This window comes from Bradyrhizobium neotropicale, from assembly GCF_001641695.1.
Taxonomy (GTDB): domain Bacteria; phylum Pseudomonadota; class Alphaproteobacteria; order Rhizobiales; family Xanthobacteraceae; genus Bradyrhizobium; species Bradyrhizobium neotropicale.
Genome location: NZ_LSEF01000090.1, coordinates 92593 through 108552, shown reverse-complemented (window position 1 = coordinate 108552; position 15960 = coordinate 92593). Strand labels below are relative to the sequence as shown.

Sequence of the window (15960 nt, the reverse complement as noted above, 5' to 3'; positions counted from 1 at the left end):
GGCCTCTCGAATCTTTCCAAGTCTAGAGTGTCACAAGCGCCTTGAGCAGGGCGTCGTTGAAGGTTTGGGGATCCTCGATCTGAGGGATGTGGCCGAGCCCCGGCAGCAAGGTTAAGTGCGCCTGCGGCAGCAGGGCGTTCAAATCGCGCGCCTGCTCGAGCGGCGTCACCGTGTCCATCTCGCCCCAGAGGATGGCGACGGGCCGTTTCAGCCGTGGATAGGCGCTGCGGTCGGCACTCTCTGCGCCGCGATCCGAGCCAGCGAAATAATACAGCCAGTCGGCGACGTCGGACGTGCTGTTCTGCCGGGTGAGGGGACGCTGCAGGATTTCGACGTATTCGGGCCGCGCGCGCTCCTTCTTCGCGATCAGCGACTTCAGCAGCATCTTTGTCGCAAAGGGATTGGTGACGGTCAGCGACACCAGTATTTCGCGCAGCCATTTCGGCTGCAGCAGCGCCGGCGCGTCCGATGGCGTCGCCATCAGGCCGAGCGCCGCGTCGACCAGCACGAGCGCGCGCACACGCTCGGGAAAGTGCAGCACCAGTTCGGTCGCCGCTCCCGCGCCGAAGGAATGTCCGACGATGATGGCAGGCTGCGCATCGAGCCGTGCCAGCACGTCGTTCACCCGCTCGGCCTGATCCTGTCGCGTGTAGCTGCCGGGCCGGTCCGAAAAGCCGGACGGCGGGAGGTCGAGCGCTATGACGTGATAGCCGGCGGCCGCAAGCGCATCGGTCGTCGCGCGCCATAGTTCGCTCCAGGCGGCCGTGCCGTGAAACAGCACGACCGGCGTGCCGCTCGCGGGCCCCTTCTCCTGGATGAAGACATCGCCGGAGCGGGTCGCAACCCAATGCCCGGTCGACGGCGCGAGATCGCCGCGGCCCGCCGTCTCGCGCGCGGCCGCTGCAATCCGAAATGCCGCGATAGCGGCGACGATCAGCAACACAACGATCAGGCACAGTTTGGCCGCGCCGCGAAGAATTCTGGAGATCAAATGGCCTCGGCAGACCGACGCGAATATGTGGCGGATACTCTAGCGGAGGTAGAGCAGCGAGCCAGCCGCAAAGTGCAGGCGCACTGCTAGTGCAGTTAATGAATCACTGCCCCGACGGCGTACGCAGCCCGTGCCAGGCGTCGCGGACCTGGTGGTAGTGCACCTCGGGCAGGTAGTCCGGCGTGCTCAGGTTCAAGGTCTTGACGTCGAGATGGCCGACGGCGCTGAGCAGCGTGTAGGAGGCGATGACGCGGTCGCGCAGCGCGCCGATCAGGCGCGCTTTGGCCTGGATCAGGTCGGCCTGCGAGTTCAGAACGTCGACAGTGGTGCGCTGCCCGCCGGCGGCCTCGCGCTGCACGCCTTGCAGCGCGACCGTCGCCGCCTTCACCTCGGACTCGGAAGCCGAGACCGCGATCTTGGCGCCTTCATTGGCGACCCAGGCGCTGACCGCGGCGGTGCGCGCCTGGTTGCGGACCTGGTCGAGCACGAGCCGGCTTTGCGCCGTGACCTCCTTGGCCTGCCGGGTTTGTGAGGCGGCCGTGCCGCCGTCATAGATCGGCGCGGTGACGTTGGCGACTATCGAGGCCTGGTCGGTGGCAAAGGTGCTGAGTGACGGGTCGGCGTCGCGGCTGCGGCTGGCGCTGCCCTGAATGCTGGCGCTGGGCAGCAGCGCGCCTTCGGCAACGCGGATATTGGTCGAGGCGACGTCGACGTCGAAGCCGGCGGCCATCACCGCCGGATGCTCGCGGATCGCCATCGCCATCGAATCCTCGCGGCTCTTCGGCAGATAGCGGTCGACGACCTCGGCAGGGCGAAGCTGCGCGGGCGGATTGCCGATCACCTGCGCGTAGGTCGCCTGGCTTACCGCAAGCGCGACTTCGGCGGCGTTGAGATCGGAGAGCCCGCGGTTGAGGCGGGCCTCGGCCTGCGCGGTGTCGGTGGGGGTGACGTCGCCGGCATTGAGGCGGCGCTGGGTGACGGCGAGCGTCTCGCGCAGGAAGGCGACGTTGGAGCGCTGTGCCTCGACCAGCGACTGGTTGGCGAGCACATTGGTGTAGGCCGTGACAGCGTCGAGCAGCACACCCTGGCCGACATTGCGCAGCGCTTCGCGGCCCGACTGCACCTGGAGCTCTGCGACCCGCACGTTGTTGGCGGTCCGGAAGCCATTGAACAGGGTCTGCGTCACGGTGACGCCGATGGTCCAGGGCTTCAGCGTCGCGGTCTGGATGGTATTGTCGGGCAGCAGGTTGCGCACCGTCTGCAGGCCGGCGCTCAGGCTCGCCACGATCTGCGGCCGGTAGCCGGCCAGCGCCTGCGGCACGTTCTCGTCGGTTGAGCGTTGACGGGCCCGCTCGGCATTGAGCTGCGGGTTGGTCTGGTAGGCCTTGACCAGGGCCTCGGGCAGGGCCTCTGCGCCGGCAGTTGCGGGCAGGGCACAGCAAAGTGCCAGCGCGGTCCATGTCGCCAAGACAGGACCGACGCCCGATCGATGTCGCGTCACGACGCGACCAGCTCTGGCGGCATGCCCAATCATGTATTCCCGCAAAACCCCGGCTGTCCGCCCCCGCCGACGGCGGCCCTCATACCTGTTTAACCAGCGCCGGTCCCGCAGGCAAACTGCCGCGGGCAATACCCCCATGAAATCCGTGCTTGTTGCAGCTGCGTCACAGCGATTCCATAGGAAGCGGCTGAAGCCTTACACCAGCCTTACCGGTGCTTCCCTTGCCGGTGCTTGCCCTACCGGTTCTTGTTCACCGGCTTGCGCTTCTCGATGAACGCGGCCATGCCCTCCGAGCGGTCTTCGAGCGCGAAGGTCGCGTGGAACAGGTTGCGCTCGACGCTCATGCCCTCGGCGAGCGTGGTCTCGAAGGCGCGATTCACCGCCTCCTTGGCCATCGCGGCGGCAGGCTGCGACATCGAGGCGATCTTCTCGGCGGCAGCGATCGCCTCGTCCATCAGCTTGTCGGCGGGCACAATGCGGCTGACGAGGCCGGAGCGCTCGGCTTCCGCCGCGTCCATCATCCGACCGGTGAGGCAGAGATCCATCGCCTTGGATTTGCCGATTGCGCGGGTCAGGCGCTGTGTGCCGCCGATGCCCGGAATGGTGCCGAGCGTGATCTCGGGCTGGCCGAACTTTGCGGTGTCGGCCGCGATGATGATGTCGCACATCATCGCGAGCTCGCAGCCGCCGCCGAGCGCGTAGCCTGCGACGGCGGCGATCGTCGGCTTGCGGCAGCGCGCGATGCGGTCGCCGCCGATCGCGGCAAAATCCTCGGAGAACATGTCGATGAAGCCCTTCGGCTGCATCTCCTTGATGTCGGCGCCGGCGGCAAAGGCCTTGTCGCTGCCGGTCACGACGATGCAGCCGATGGCGTCATCGGCCTCGAGATCGTCGACGGCTGCCGCGATCTCGCGGAAGACGCCGAACGAGAGCGCATTGAGCATCTTCGGCCGGTTCAGCTTGACGATGCCGACCGCGCCTTTGCTTTCGACGATGATGTGTTCGAACGTGCTCATGCTCCACCCACGCTTTTGATTGAGCGGGCAATTTGCCCGCTGGCGCGGTGGGCTTCAAGGGGCCAAAGGCGGGACGCGCGGGTGGCGCGCCCGGAACAGGTCGTCAGGCCATGAACATGCGCGCGGCTGACGCCAGCGTCAGGAACGCGCCGAACCCGATGAAGATCTTGCCGATCAGGGAGCTCTGGTCCCAGGCCGAGCTCTGCTGGCTGCTCGCGGCCATCACCGGCGCCGGACGCGGCTGCGCGTCGGTGGCGGCAATCACCGCCTTCTGCGCGGGCGGGTTGTCCTGTTGCAGGGCGCGATCGACGTCGTTGAGCTGGTCAGGCGCAACCACCTGGTTCTCGGCACCGGGGGCGGCTGAGTCGTCGGCGGCAGCCTGGACATTGTCGTTGGCCCGGTTGGTCATCGCGGTGGCCGCGGCGGCGGTTGGGGTGTCGGCGGCAGCGAGCTGCGCGTTGGCATTGGCGACGGTCGGCGGCATCTGGCTGGAGGCCGGCGCGTCGCTGTTGGTCTTTGCATCGGCTGCCTTTGCCGTGTCCTTCTTGTCGGCCTTGTCGTCGGCGGATTTTTCCGTCTTGCTGCTGCTGCGGTGCGAGGCGTGGCGCCGGTGCTTGCTGGGCTTGACCTCGTCGGCCTGTTTGCTCGCGCTGTCCGTTTTGGTGGTCGCATCCGGCGCGGCCTGTGCAGCGCCTCCGAACAGCAAGAAAAGTCCGGCCAGAAGAATCAAGGCCGCGCGCCCGCTGGCTTTCATCATGTTGACGATCTCCCCAATTGGCCCGTCCCGGGGCGAACAGAGACGCCGGCGCGTGACCACAGCGGGGCGGAAAATGGGAATCTTCGGGCTACACCGGGCAAAAACGGGGCAAACCGCCGCCTCGCGGGCTGCCGCCGGGTGCCAGCGGGAGCGATCGGTGTTATGAGCCTCCCGGGCCTTTGCGGACGGGGATGGCGCATCGATCACGACTTCGTGATCGTGAGGTGCGGGCGTAACAAATTGAAAGAACGGCCGAATTGCATGGTGAGGGGCGCGCGTGCGCGGACGTGAGGACGAGTGGACCGGCCTGATGCGGTCGGCCATGGCAGGCGATGATGCGGCGTATCAACGCCTGTTGAGGGCGATCACGCCTGTGCTGCGCGCTGCCGCGAGGCGCGGCCTGGCGCGGGCCGGGCAGCCTCCCGACCAGGCCGAGGATATCGTGCAGGACATTCTGTTGGCGGTGCATCTGAAGCGGCACACCTGGGATAGCGAGGCCCCCTTCGCCCCCTGGCTGTTCGCGATCGCCCGCAACAAGCTGATCGACGCTCTCCGGCGACGCGGCAGGCGCATCTTCGTCAACATCGACGATTTCGCCGAGACGCTGCCTGGCGAGGCGCCGCAGGAGACGGCTTCGGCGAGCGAGGTCGCGACCCAACTCAACACCCTGCCGCAGCGCCAGCGTGACGTCCTGCAGTCGATCGCGGTCGATAGCGCCTCGATCAAGGACACGGCGGCAAAGTTCTCGATGAGCGAAGGTGCGGTGCGCGTCGCGCTGCATCGGGGCCTTGCCGCGCTCACGGCCAAACTGCGGGACCGTTAGTCATGGATACCGATCAACTCATTCGCACGCTCGCCGCCGACAATGCCCATCGCGCGCCGCGCGTCGGCGCGGTGCTGACGATGGCGCTGCTGGTGGCGGCTCCCTTGTCGATCCTGATCTTCGCGACCTTCCTCGGCGTGCGGCCCGATGTGATGAGCGCGATGCATAACCCGTTCTTCGACATGAAGTTCGCGGTGACGTTGTCGCTCGCGATCCCCGCGATCATCATCAGCCTGCATCTGTCGCGTCCTGAAGCCTTGATGCGCGGCTGGGGCTGGCTGCTGCTGCTTCCCGTCGGACTGCTTGCGGTCGCGATCGGCGGCGAGATGATGATGGCGCCTGCGATGCCGATGACGTTGCGGATGGTGGGCAAGAACTCCAGGGTCTGCCTGTCGGCGATCCCTGCGATGTCGTTGCCGCTGCTTGCCGGCGCGCTGTTCGGATTGCGCCACGGCGCACCGTCGCGTCCCGCGCTCGCCGGCGCGCTGGCCGGCATGTTGTCGGCGGGGCTCGCCGCGACGCTCTATGCCTCGCACTGCACCGACGACTCGCCGCTGTTCGTCGCGACCTGGTACACGATTGCGACCGCGCTCGTGACCGCGGTCGGCGCGCTCGCGGGATCGAAGGTCTTGCGCTACTAGCGCGCCGGCTCAGGCCAGCGACGTCGTGTTCTGCTGCATGCGATGGAAGCGCAGCACCTGCTGCGCGGTGGAGCTACGCAAGGCATCGTAGGTATCCCGCAGCGTCAGCATGTCCGTCTGTGCACCGCCGGACAGCTTTTCGCGCATGGCGATGATCGCGCGCACGCTCGACCACGACATGCCCGCGACCTTGGCGAGGATCATCACACCCTCGTTGCGGCTCTCGACCATCATGTTCTCGGCGGTCTCGACCGCGACGCCTGCGAGCGCCGCCAGCCCGGCGTTGGTCTCGTCGAACTTGCCCTGCTCGGCAAAGGTCATGACCTGGTATTCGTTGAGGCGGCCGTCCTCGTGCAGCGACTTCACCAGCGCGCGCGCCATCTCGGTCTGCCTGGTCATGGCGGCGGCGCGGACGCGCTGGGTCGCTTCCTGAACCACGCTGGCGACTTCGCCGGCAAGCTCCGGATTGGCGGCCTCGAGCTTCCTGCGCACGCTCAGCGAAGCCTTCGCGACCAGCTTCAGGTAATGATGGCGCGGCAGGTCGGGCCGCAGGCCGATGCAGGTGGCGAGGTCGTCGTCACGCTCGGCGCGCGTGACGAGGTCCGTAAGGCTTCCCTCGGAGAACCGGGCGCCCGGATTGGCGACGGTCGACTGCACCACGTCGTCGTTGCCGCGCGCCACCAGCACGTCGGTGAGCGCGTCCGAGAGCACCCGCCGCAACGAAATTGCCTTGAGGTGGGCTTGGCTCTTGCTGCGCGCGATCTCGATCAGGGTGGCCTCGTCCAGCCGTTCCGACTTCGACAGCACAGGACCGGCGACGTCGATGACATCGTCGAGTGCCAGCGTGCGGATGATCCTTGGCGGCGCAGCTCCGATCGGGGCGAGGCGGTCGGCGAGCAGCGCCTTGGCCGAGGTCTCGATCCGCTCGACCAGGCACTGGAACACGTCATCGAACAGGCGGACGTGCTGGTCGGAATAATCCACCGCGTTGTTGATGAAGAGGTCGGTGACGCGGCGCAGCGTCTCCACCCGGCGTGCGACCGTGCCGTGCGAGAGCGCGGCCTGCAATTCATCGAGCAGGTTTTCGGAAGGCTTGGCGGATTTGGATCTCATAGCCCTGTCCTGGAGCGTTTGGTCCGGCGGCTTCTGCGCGACCGGCGGCAATGGAATGGTCAGCTCGTTGCAATTCGGTTGCGCCCTTGCGCCTTGGCGGAATAGAGCGCGCTGTCGGCGCGCGCGAGAAATGAGTCGGCAGTATCGTTGTCGCGCAGCGAGGCGACGCCGGCGGAAATCGTCACGTTCATGCCGGAGGAGAATGTATTCCAGTCGAGATCGGCGACGATCCCGCGCAGCCGCTCGAGCATCCGCGCGGCGGCGTCGGCTCGCGTGTTCGGAAGCAGCAGCAAAAATTCCTCGCCGCCGTAGCGGCCGAAGCGGTCTTCCGGACCGATATTGGCGAAAATGGTGATCGCGAAGGTGCGCAGCACCTCGTCGCCGACGGGATGGCCGTGGGCGTCGTTGATGCGCTTGAACCAGTCGAGATCGATCAGCGCGATCGCAAAGGATTTTGCCGTCTCGCGCGATCGCTCGATCTCGGCGTCGAGCAGCCGCATGATGCAGCGGCGGTTATAGGAGCCGGTGAGCTCGTCGAGCTCGGCGAGCTCCTCGATGCGCTGATAGGCGGCCTTCAGCTCGATGCTGCGCCGGTACAGGATCTTGCGCAGCGTGCTGCCGAACAGGCCGAGGAAGGCACACTGGCCGATCACGAGCACGAAACACAGCATCGAGGCGGTCCGCTCGAGACGCGTTGCGACGGGCAGTCCGATCGGCAGGTCCGAGACCAGGAAGACGAATGCGAGCCCGGCGGTCGCCAGGCTCCAGGTGAGCATCGCCTGGCGCGAGGTCATGCGCAGCGTGCCGAACGCGAAGATCAGGAACAGCACGCTGATGAAGGCGACCCCGACCGTCGGCACCGCGAGCAGGAAGATCATCTGCAGCGCCATATGCGCCGAGATCTGGAAGACGGTGAGGTAATGGTCCTCGAACTGGTCGCCGAAGCCGGATTCAGACAGCACGGCGAACGTGCCGATGATCATCAGGCCGCCGAACCAGAACAGCGATGGCACGGCCATCGAAATCGCGCCGTCATGGGCGTAGAGCAGCAGGACCGACGCGCCGAGCGAATAGCTCACGACCTGGCCGACATACATCTGCCGCCGCTGCCGCATCCGTCGCGCGCGCACCTCCGGCGCCGTCGCGTCGGGCGCCCGCGCAAGCTCCGCGGCTTCTGCGGCATTCCGGTCCGGGAGGGACGTCGCGGCCGTGCTCATGCTCTCGCCGTTGGTGGGTGTCGGTCCAAAAATCTACGTGGCAAGCCTTTAGGTTTGGTATCCTCGCCTTGCGAATCCGGGCTCGTTGCGCTGGCAAATGGCCTTGATCCGACACGAAATTTAGTGAGCGATTAGGGATCGTTGACGATCGGTCGAGCCAAAGCAGGGGTTCGTGAGACATACGTCGTGCAGGGCTGCTGCCATGGATCGAGCTTTGGTCGGGCCGCGTGCGCCCGACAGGCACTCCGCAGGAAAGTTTTTCAGTATTATGTTACCGATACGGAGCAGGGCGGCCAACCGCCGCGGGCGGCGAAAGGAAAATACGCGTATGTGGGGTAGATCACACAGGGCCCCGTATGTCTGCGGTAAGCTGAAGAATCTTGCGCCTCCCGTCGAACCGTCCGCCGTTTCGACCCGACCAACCTTGCGAGACGGCCTTTGAGCGTGACACAGGCGGCTTCGGACGAGGTCCTGATCGCCAGGATCGCTCAAGGCGACCGGCTCGCCATGCAGGTGCTGTACGGGCGGCATCATGTCAGGGTGTATCGCTTCGGGCTCAGGCTCGTGCGCGACGAACAGGTGGCGGAGGACCTCATAAGCGAGGTGTTTCTCGACGTCTGGCGTCAGGCCGGCAAGTTCGAGGGCCGATCCGCTGTTTCCACCTGGCTGCTGGCAATCACCCGATTCAAGGCCCTGTCTGCGCTCCGGCGCAGGAAGGACCTCGAGTTGGACGACGAAGCTGCCAACGCGATCGAGGATTCGTCCGACGATCCGGAAACGGCGGTGCAGAAGAAGGATACCAGTGAAGCGTTGCGGGAGTGCCTGACGTCACTTTCGCCGGAACATCGGGAAATCGTCGATCTTGTCTACTACCACGAGAAGTCCGTGGAGGAGGTGGCCGAGATCGTCGGAATACCGGAGAACACGGTAAAGACGCGCCTGTTCTATGCGCGCAAGAAACTGGCCGAACTGCTGAAGGCAGCCGGCGTTGAGCGAGGCTGGCCATGATGGCTTTGAGCAAGAAGATGCTGGAGCAAGAGCCCAGTGAAATTGAAATGCTGCTGCCGTGGCATGCCGCCGGCACGCTGAATGCGCGCGACGCCCGCCGCGTCGAAGAAGCGCTCGCGCGTGATCCCGAGCTCGCCCGGCAATATGCCGCGATCCGCGGCGAGTACGAAGAGACGATCCATCTGAACGAGAGCCTCGGCGCACCGTCGGCGCGCGCGATGCAGAAGCTGTTCTCGGCGATCGACGCCGAGCCCTCGCGCACGACCGGCTCGTTGCCGCTGTCGGCGCGGATCTCGACCTTCTTCGCGGGCCTGTCGCCGCGCACTCTGGCCTGGTCGGCGAGCCTCGGCGCGATTGCGCTGGTACTGCAAGCCGGCATCATCGGCGCGGTGCTGATGAAGACCCAACCTTCAACCTTCCAGACGGCGTCGCTCTCGACCGCCCCGATTACGCGCGAGCTCGGCGGATCCACTGCGACGCCAGCGCGTGCGCTGGTGCGCTTCACGCCGGAGGCGCGGGTGGCCGACATCACGTCGCTGCTCGACAGCTACCAGGCCTCGATCATCGACAGTGCCAAGGGCGGCATGTTCCGCCTTCAGTTCGACAAGGCGATGAGCCAGGACGAGCTGACCGCGCTGCTCGGCCGGATGCAGCGCGAGAAGTTCGTCAACCTCGCCGTTGCGGCGCCCTAAGGGCGCCCTCGAGCCGATGACGCGCAAATTCGAGAGCGGGGTGAGAGCAGGGGCCTGCGCATCATCCGTGGGCGCCGTGCTTCTCCTTGCCACCTCGCTCGACATCGAGGTCGCCCATGCGCAGGCGATCATGCGCACGCCCACGATCAGTGTTCCCTCGCGTACGCCGACCATCAGTCCGGGCATTGCAGCAAGGGCCATGAGCGTCGACCGCGGCCCGAACGGGGGCGGCACCACGCCCCGGCTGTCGGCGCGGATGGGACCGATCCCGGTGCGGCCGTATGTGCGCTACTCGCCGAACCTCTATCCCGCCTGCACCGCGCCCTATCGTGACGCCGACGGCGAGTGCCTCGCGCAGTCGAACGGGGATGGCGGCGGCAGCGGCAAGTCGGGCAAAAAGAGCGCCGGCAAGGGGCGCGGCAACAACACGCCCGTCGCCGCAAACCCGCGCACCTTCGCCAACGAGTTCGTCGCCGAGATCGACGGCGCGCTCTCGCTGGCCGAGGCCGACGAGCTGGCCCGGCGGCACGGCTTGAGGCGCGTCGCCTCGGAGAATTTCCCGCTGATTGGCGCCACGGTCGGCCTTTTCCGCATCGCCGACGGCCGGCCCTATGACACGGTGCGGCGCGAGTTCGCCGCCGACGGCAGCGTGCGCTCGCTCCAGCCGAACTATCGCTACCTGCTCCAGGACCAGAAGGTGGCGGCGCCGACCGAGGGCGATCCCGCGCAATATGCGCTGGCGAAGCTCCGGCTACCGCAGGCCCACGCGCTGGTGCACGGCGCCAACGTCACGGTCGCGGTGATCGATTCCGGGATCGATGCGAAGCATCCCGAACTCGCCAATTCCATCGCCGACAATTTCGATGCGCTCGGCAGCTCCGAAGGCCCGCATGTCCACGGCACCGGCATCGCCGGCGCCATCGTCGCCCATGGGCGGCTGATGGGCAGCGCGCCGGAAGCGCGCATCATCGCCATCCGCGCCTTCGGTGGCACCACGGGCGGCGCCGAGAGCTCTTCCTACATCATCCTGCGATCGCTGAACTACGCCGCCGAGCACGGCGCGCAGATCGTCAACATGAGCTTTGCCGGTCCGAAGGACGCAGTGATCGAGCGCGCCATCGCGGCAACTGCCGCACGCGGTCTCGTCCTGGTCGCGGCCGCGGGCAATGCCGGTGCGAAATCGCCGCCGCTCTATCCCGCCGCCAATCCCAATGTGATCGCGGTCAGTGCGACGGATCAGCAGGACAAGCTGTTCACCGCCTCCAACCGCGGCAACTACATCGCGCTTGCGGCGCCCGGCGTCGACATCTTCCTGCCGGCGCCGGACGGCAAGTATCAGATGACGTCGGGCACCTCGTTCTCGGCTGCCTATGTCTCCGGCGTCGCGGCCCTGCTCCTGGAGCGCAACAACGCTCTGAAGCCGGAAGCGCTGCGCATGACGCTCGCGAAGACTGCGCACGACCTCGGTTCACCCGGTCGTGATGATCTGTTCGGCGACGGCGAGGCCGACGCCTACGCGGCTGTGACGGCCATTCCGTCCGACAATGCGAGCCCCGTTGCCGCCGCGTCCGGTACAACAAAACGTGAAGGCGGCGAGGGGCGTCGCGAGGAGCCTGGAATCCGCGCGATCGAGCAGCCATCGCTGTCGAGCGCGGACGATAAATCGACGGTTTCCCAGACGGATAGGCCGGCAGCGCGATAGACGCTTGCGACAAAGTTGCACGCGGCGAGAAGGTTAAAAAATCGAACCCCGCGTTGAACGTTCAGCCCGCTGCCACGACCAAAATATGTGGGAGCGGTCATCCCTCCCCATAGGTCATATCAGGCGCGAGCGCCCATCCACCCCAAGCGCCCATATGGCTCGACCCGTCCGGTTGTCCCCCCGGACGGGTCTTTTCTTTTGGGGGTTGCTTTCTTGAAGCGCCGCTCCGGTCAGCTTCTGGTTGAGCTGGCGATGGCGGTCCCTCGTCGTTGCTTCTGCCGCTACGCCGCAAGACCGCTATGCTTGTGTGAAGCTTGACTCCAAATCACACAAAATCTCCGCACGACTACGGTGTTTGACGACGAAGACCGCGTCGTTGCTGGACAAGTCAAAACTTTTCCACAAAATATTCATGTCGCGTCTAAATTGATTCGTGAGCGTTGCGTCCCCCGCGTCCGTATTTTCTCCTGACGGGCTGGTTCATGACACATCGCCAAGGCGTGGCTTGCCGCCGCGACGTTGCAGAGCGCTGGTGCGCGCTCGCCGAGCAGCGGCTGGGACATCTCACCGAAATGTTCGAGACCGGGCGCTGGCGCCGCTATCACTCGGAGCTCGCATTCCTCGAAAACATCCAGGAAGCCAAGCGCGCGCTCCAGACTTGGCGCGCGATTGCGATTGGCGGGGACGTGCAGGCGGCCGCGGCGAGCGTGACGCCCGCGTTCGGCTGGTCTCCGGCCACCATGCCGCGCATGGCTCCGCGCGAGCAGGCCCAGACCGTGCAGCCGAAGGCCGTGCACATCGCGCGTGAAACGGCCGTGCCGGTCGCACTCGACCCCACGCCGGACGTGCTCGCCGAGATTACCGAAGCCCCGATCGCTCCAATTGCACCCCTCGCTCCCATCGCACCGGCCGCTCCAACCGCACCGGGCGCGCGGATTGCGACGTTCCTGCCGACCTTCTCGCCGCCCGCCGCCGACGTCGTCGCAGCACCGGAGCGCGTCGTCGAATTCACCCTCAGCCTTGACGGCATCGAAGCCAGATACCCGCTGCTGCGCAACGCGTTTTAGCGTCGGGAGGAAGACCGCCGTTTCTCGCCCCGTCACCCTAAGGTGCTCGCCCTGCAGTGCAGAGCACCGCAGGGCGAGCCTCGAAGGATGAACGGCCATCGGCCCGCCGCGCCAAGGCGCAGCGAGCAGACTGCTTGCGCATCTACCGCCGCACCGCATTCCCGCCGATTACCACCTGCGCAAAGCGCTGGGCGCCGTCCGCGGACAAATCCCCCGTCACCACGCGCGCATGGTCGAGCCCGACCACGGCGCCGCGCGGGGTCTCTGAGATCATGTTGTTGTTGACGAGCGCCGTGCCTGCGCCGGGCACGACCGAGATGCCGACACCGGCGAGCGCCTTGCGGATCACGTTGCCCGAGATCACGACGTCGCGCAGATATTTGCCCCAGCCGGCGACGATGCCGTAGGACGGCGCGTTCTCGATCACGTTGCCGGTCACCGACGAATCCGCCTCAACGTAGATGCCGACGCCGGCATCGTCATCCGGCGCCGTGCCGATCGGCCGCTTCGGAATCAGGTTGCGGATGATGTTGCCCTGGACCACGGCGATGCGGCCGCCCTCGTTGAAATTGCAGACGGAGACGCCGACGGCGGCGCCATCCACCGTGTTGTTGGCGATCACGGCGGCCTCGAACGAGAACTCGGAATAGAGCGCGACCTCGCGCACGTCGCTGACGCTGTTGTCCGTGATGTGGATGTTCGAGGCCGAATTGCCGCGCACCGCGGAATAGTCGCAATTCTTGATGCGGTTACCGCGCACAATGACGTTGCCGGCGCGGAAGGCGTTGATGGCGTTCCCGTACTGGCCTGAGCCGCCGGGGCCGGCCTTGATGTCCTCGATGCGGTTGTCGGCGACCAGTGTGCCGTCATCGCCAACCGCGGTGCGCAGAATCTCGATGCCGTTGTCATTGGTGCCGATGATGGTGTTGCGCGAGACGCTGAGGCCCTTCGCATCGAACGAGACCACGGCCGTCACGGCGATGTTGGTGAAAATGTTGCCGGAGATGTCGCCCGACACCTGCTCGAGCCAGATGCCGCTGCCGCCCGAGCCCGTGATCTCGCAATCCGTGATGCGGACGTCGCGTCCGCCGAGGCAGTGGATCAGGCCGCGCCGCGTCGGCAGCGGGATGCCGCCGCCGTCGAACCTGATGCCGGTGAGGCCGATCGCATCGGAGCCGTCGCTTTGGATGGCCGAGGCCCCGCCGGTGAAGACCAGCTTGGTCGCGCCGCGGACGCCGATCAATTGCGAACCATTTTGCAGCCGCAACAGGCCGGTGCGGTAGACGCCGGGCGGCAAGGCGAGCGGCATTTGCGCCCGCGCGGCCTCGTCGATCGCGCGCTGGAGCGCGCGCGTCTGGTCCTCGCCGCTGCCGGGCCGCACCCCATATTGCGTGGCGTCGCGGCCGAGCAGCGACGTCAGTGGCGCTGCGCGCGCGGCGTCGGCACGCACGGCCAGCGCGCCCGCAACGCCTGCGGCAGAAGCTCCGATGAGATGGCGGCGGTTGAGGTCCATGATGCGTCCTCCGGCGGACGCGGGAAGCGTCCGCGCGAATTAGGTAGCGCAGAAATGCGGCAGGGCGGCCGGGACCGGAAGGATTGTTCGAGGTAGGGTTAAATGTTTACGCAAGCGAGGTGCCGTAGTGCCGCAGGGTGGGCAAAGCGACTTGTCCGCCGTAGCTCGAAGAGCGAAGGCGGAAGCGTGCCCACCGTCGTCGCCGCGGATCTGGATGCGTCGTGGGCACGGCGCAAGCGCGCCTTTGCCCACCCTACGGCTGCGTGTTCCGCGTCTTCCGCGCCAATTGCACCATCTCCATCAGCATCGCTTCTCCGGCATCCACGAGCTCCTCGAGCGTGATGCGAGGAAACCCCTTGCGCCGCACCGCGCCGCTGCGCGCGAGCAGGGGGATGTGGATGAACGCCGCCAGCCGCGGCCCGCCGGCATTCACGCCTTCGATCGCGCGCCAGCTCAGATAATTGCAGAGATAGGCGCCGGCATCGCGAGAAGACCGCGCGTCGATGCCGGTGAAGCGTGCAGCGCGCAGCAGCCTTGCCGTGTGCGGACCGAACATCATCGCGTCCGCATTGCCGGCGATGGCACGCTTGCGCGAGCGCGTATTGGCGGCGTCGGGCCAGAGCATCGTGACGGCGTTGCGCGCGCGGGTCTCGACCCGAAGGAAGGGCGTGCGTGCTGCGAGGCCGAACATGAGAAGCGCGTCCGGCTTCACCTTCGCGAGCACCTCCGGCAGTTGCCGGTCGATCGCGGCATAGGTGACCGGGAAGATGTGGCTTGCGATCTCGACATCATCGAGTGCCGGACGGCGCAGGTGCGCCAATCGTGCGACCAGCGGCTGGGTCGGGTTGTAGGGCGCGCCGGGAAAGGGCCCGAAGCCCGTGAGGAGGATGCGGAGCTTTGCGCTCATTGCAGCAACTCCAGGATATGCTCGGCGGCGAGGGCCGGGGTGAGATGACCATCTGCGACCTCGGCCTCGATCTTTCTGACCTTCGTGCGCACGGATGCTTCGGTGCGCAGCCGCGCCAGCATGCGCTGCTCAAGCATCGACCACATCCACTTCACCTGCTGCTCGCGCCGTCGCGCCGCGAACTCGCCGGATGCGCCCATTGCCTTGCGGTGATCCAGGATCTTTTGCCAAAGCTCGGCGATGCCCTTGCCCGTCAGTGCCGAATAGGTGACGACCGGCGGGTGCCAGTGCTCCGAGCGGGGCGCGAGGATGTGCAGTGCGCCGCGATAGTCGGCGGCCGTGATGTTGGCGCGCTTGAGATTGTCGCCATCGGCCTTGTTGATCGCGATCATGTCGGCGAGCTCGACGAGGCCCTTCTTGATGCCCTGAAGCTCGTCGCCGCCGCCCGGCAGCATCAGCGCCAGGAAGAAGTCCGTCATGTCGCAGACCGCCGTTTCCGACTGGCCGATGCCGACAGTCTCGACCAGCACAACGTCGAAGCCGGCCGCCTCGCACAGCAGCATCGCCTCGCGGGTCTTCGCAGCGACGCCGCCGAGCGTCCCGGAGGACGGCGAGGGGCGGATGAAGGCGTGGTCGGAGGCCGAGAGCCGCGCCATCCGCATCTTGTCGCCGAGGATCGAGCCGCCGCTGCGCGCCGAGGACGGGTCGACCGCCAGCACCGCGACCTTGTGGCCCTGCTCGATCAGGTAGGTGCCGAGCGCATCGATGGTGGTGGATTTGCCGACGCCGGGCGACCCGGTGATGCCGACGCGAACCGCCTTGCCGGTCTCGGGCAACAGCATCTGCACCAGCGCGCGCGCCAGTGCCTGATGGTCGCTGCGCCGGCTCTCGATCAGCGTGATGGCGCGCGCCAGCGCGGCGCGGTGACCCGCGCGGAGGTCGCGTGCGAGGGATTGGGTGTCCAGCGAGGGCTTCTTCTCAGTCATGCCCTGCTTTACAACGCCCCGGCGGG

The 15960-nt window shown here is 66.6% G+C and carries 15 protein-coding genes; 6 read left to right on the top strand and 9 right to left on the bottom strand.

The features are described 5' to 3' along the window. Nucleotides 1-22: 22 nt before the first annotated feature. The 4 genes from AXW67_RS29615 to AXW67_RS29600 form a co-directional block, all read right to left on the bottom strand. Nucleotides 23-991 carry an alpha/beta fold hydrolase gene (locus AXW67_RS29615; RefSeq protein WP_161491308.1) on the bottom strand — a complete coding sequence of 323 codons (969 nt, stop codon included), beginning with the start codon at nucleotides 989-991 and terminating at the stop codon, nucleotides 23-25. A 103-nt stretch (nucleotides 992-1094) separates the two neighbouring features. Then, nucleotides 1095-2525 (bottom strand): TolC family outer membrane protein, encoded by a 1431-nt coding sequence (locus AXW67_RS29610; protein WP_145927957.1) that lies wholly within the window; start codon nucleotides 2523-2525, stop codon nucleotides 1095-1097. A 203-nt stretch (nucleotides 2526-2728) separates the two neighbouring features. Next, nucleotides 2729-3508, bottom strand: a complete 780-nt coding sequence (locus tag AXW67_RS29605) for an enoyl-CoA hydratase (protein ID WP_063680735.1) — start codon at nucleotides 3506-3508, stop codon at nucleotides 2729-2731. A gap of 103 nt (nucleotides 3509-3611) precedes the next feature. Further along, nucleotides 3612-4265, bottom strand: a complete 654-nt coding sequence (locus AXW67_RS29600; RefSeq protein ID WP_063680734.1) for a hypothetical protein — start codon at nucleotides 4263-4265, stop codon at nucleotides 3612-3614. A 277-nt stretch (nucleotides 4266-4542) separates the two neighbouring features. Here AXW67_RS29600 and AXW67_RS29595 point away from each other — a divergent pair, with 277 nt between their 5' ends. Both AXW67_RS29595 and AXW67_RS29590 read left to right on the top strand, forming a co-directional pair. After that, nucleotides 4543-5088 carry a sigma-70 family RNA polymerase sigma factor gene (locus AXW67_RS29595; RefSeq protein WP_063680733.1) on the top strand — a complete coding sequence of 182 codons (546 nt, stop codon included), beginning with the start codon at nucleotides 4543-4545 and terminating at the stop codon, nucleotides 5086-5088. Nucleotides 5089-5090: 2 nt separating this feature from the next. Next, on the top strand, nucleotides 5091-5729 hold the full coding sequence (locus AXW67_RS29590; protein ID WP_063680732.1) for an NrsF family protein: 639 nt from the start codon (nucleotides 5091-5093) through the stop codon (nucleotides 5727-5729). Nucleotides 5730-5738: 9 nt separating this feature from the next. On the opposite strand, the gene AXW67_RS29585 is transcribed toward AXW67_RS29590, so the two are convergent. Both AXW67_RS29585 and AXW67_RS29580 read right to left on the bottom strand, forming a co-directional pair. After that, nucleotides 5739-6842 (bottom strand): DUF2336 domain-containing protein, encoded by a 1104-nt coding sequence (locus tag AXW67_RS29585; protein ID WP_063680965.1) that lies wholly within the window; start codon nucleotides 6840-6842, stop codon nucleotides 5739-5741. Between the two features lie 59 nt (nucleotides 6843-6901). Further along, nucleotides 6902-8059, bottom strand: coding sequence for a GGDEF domain-containing protein (locus tag AXW67_RS29580; RefSeq protein WP_063680731.1), 1158 nt, complete (start codon nucleotides 8057-8059; stop codon nucleotides 6902-6904). A gap of 438 nt (nucleotides 8060-8497) precedes the next feature. On the opposite strand from AXW67_RS29580, the gene AXW67_RS29575 reads away from it, so the two are divergent. From AXW67_RS29575 to AXW67_RS29560, 4 genes are all read left to right on the top strand, one after another. Further along, a complete protein-coding gene (locus AXW67_RS29575; protein ID WP_027550450.1) occupies nucleotides 8498-9067 on the top strand; it encodes a sigma-70 family RNA polymerase sigma factor in 570 nt (189 codons plus the stop codon). Next, a complete protein-coding gene (locus AXW67_RS29570; protein ID WP_027550451.1) occupies nucleotides 9064-9759 on the top strand; it encodes a hypothetical protein in 696 nt (231 codons plus the stop codon). Before AXW67_RS29575 ends, AXW67_RS29570 begins: the two co-directional genes overlap by 4 nt. 16 nt (nucleotides 9760-9775) lie before the next feature. Next, nucleotides 9776-11461 carry a S8 family serine peptidase gene (locus AXW67_RS29565; RefSeq protein WP_063680730.1) on the top strand — a complete coding sequence of 562 codons (1686 nt, stop codon included), beginning with the start codon at nucleotides 9776-9778 and terminating at the stop codon, nucleotides 11459-11461. 500 nt (nucleotides 11462-11961) lie between these two features. Beyond that, nucleotides 11962-12528 (top strand): TIGR03809 family protein, encoded by a 567-nt coding sequence (locus AXW67_RS29560; protein ID WP_063680964.1) that lies wholly within the window; start codon nucleotides 11962-11964, stop codon nucleotides 12526-12528. A 142-nt stretch (nucleotides 12529-12670) separates the two neighbouring features. Here AXW67_RS29560 and AXW67_RS29555 read toward each other — a convergent pair whose 3' ends face one another. The 3 genes from AXW67_RS29555 to meaB all read right to left on the bottom strand — a co-directional run bounded on the left by AXW67_RS29555 (nucleotide 12671) and on the right by meaB (nucleotide 15934). Further along, nucleotides 12671-14041, bottom strand: a complete 1371-nt coding sequence (locus tag AXW67_RS29555; protein WP_063680729.1) for a TIGR03808 family TAT-translocated repetitive protein — start codon at nucleotides 14039-14041, stop codon at nucleotides 12671-12673. 253 nt (nucleotides 14042-14294) lie between these two features. Further along, the gene (locus AXW67_RS29550; protein ID WP_063680728.1) at nucleotides 14295-14948 is read right to left on the bottom strand and encodes a pyroglutamyl-peptidase I; all 654 of its coding nucleotides are present in this window, start codon (nucleotides 14946-14948) and stop codon (nucleotides 14295-14297) included. Beyond that, nucleotides 14945-15934: a methylmalonyl Co-A mutase-associated GTPase MeaB gene (meaB, locus tag AXW67_RS29545; protein ID WP_063680727.1), complete on the bottom strand. Its 990-nt coding sequence runs from the start codon at nucleotides 15932-15934 to the stop codon at nucleotides 14945-14947. Before meaB ends, AXW67_RS29550 begins: the two co-directional genes overlap by 4 nt. Nucleotides 15935-15960 lie beyond the last annotated feature (26 nt).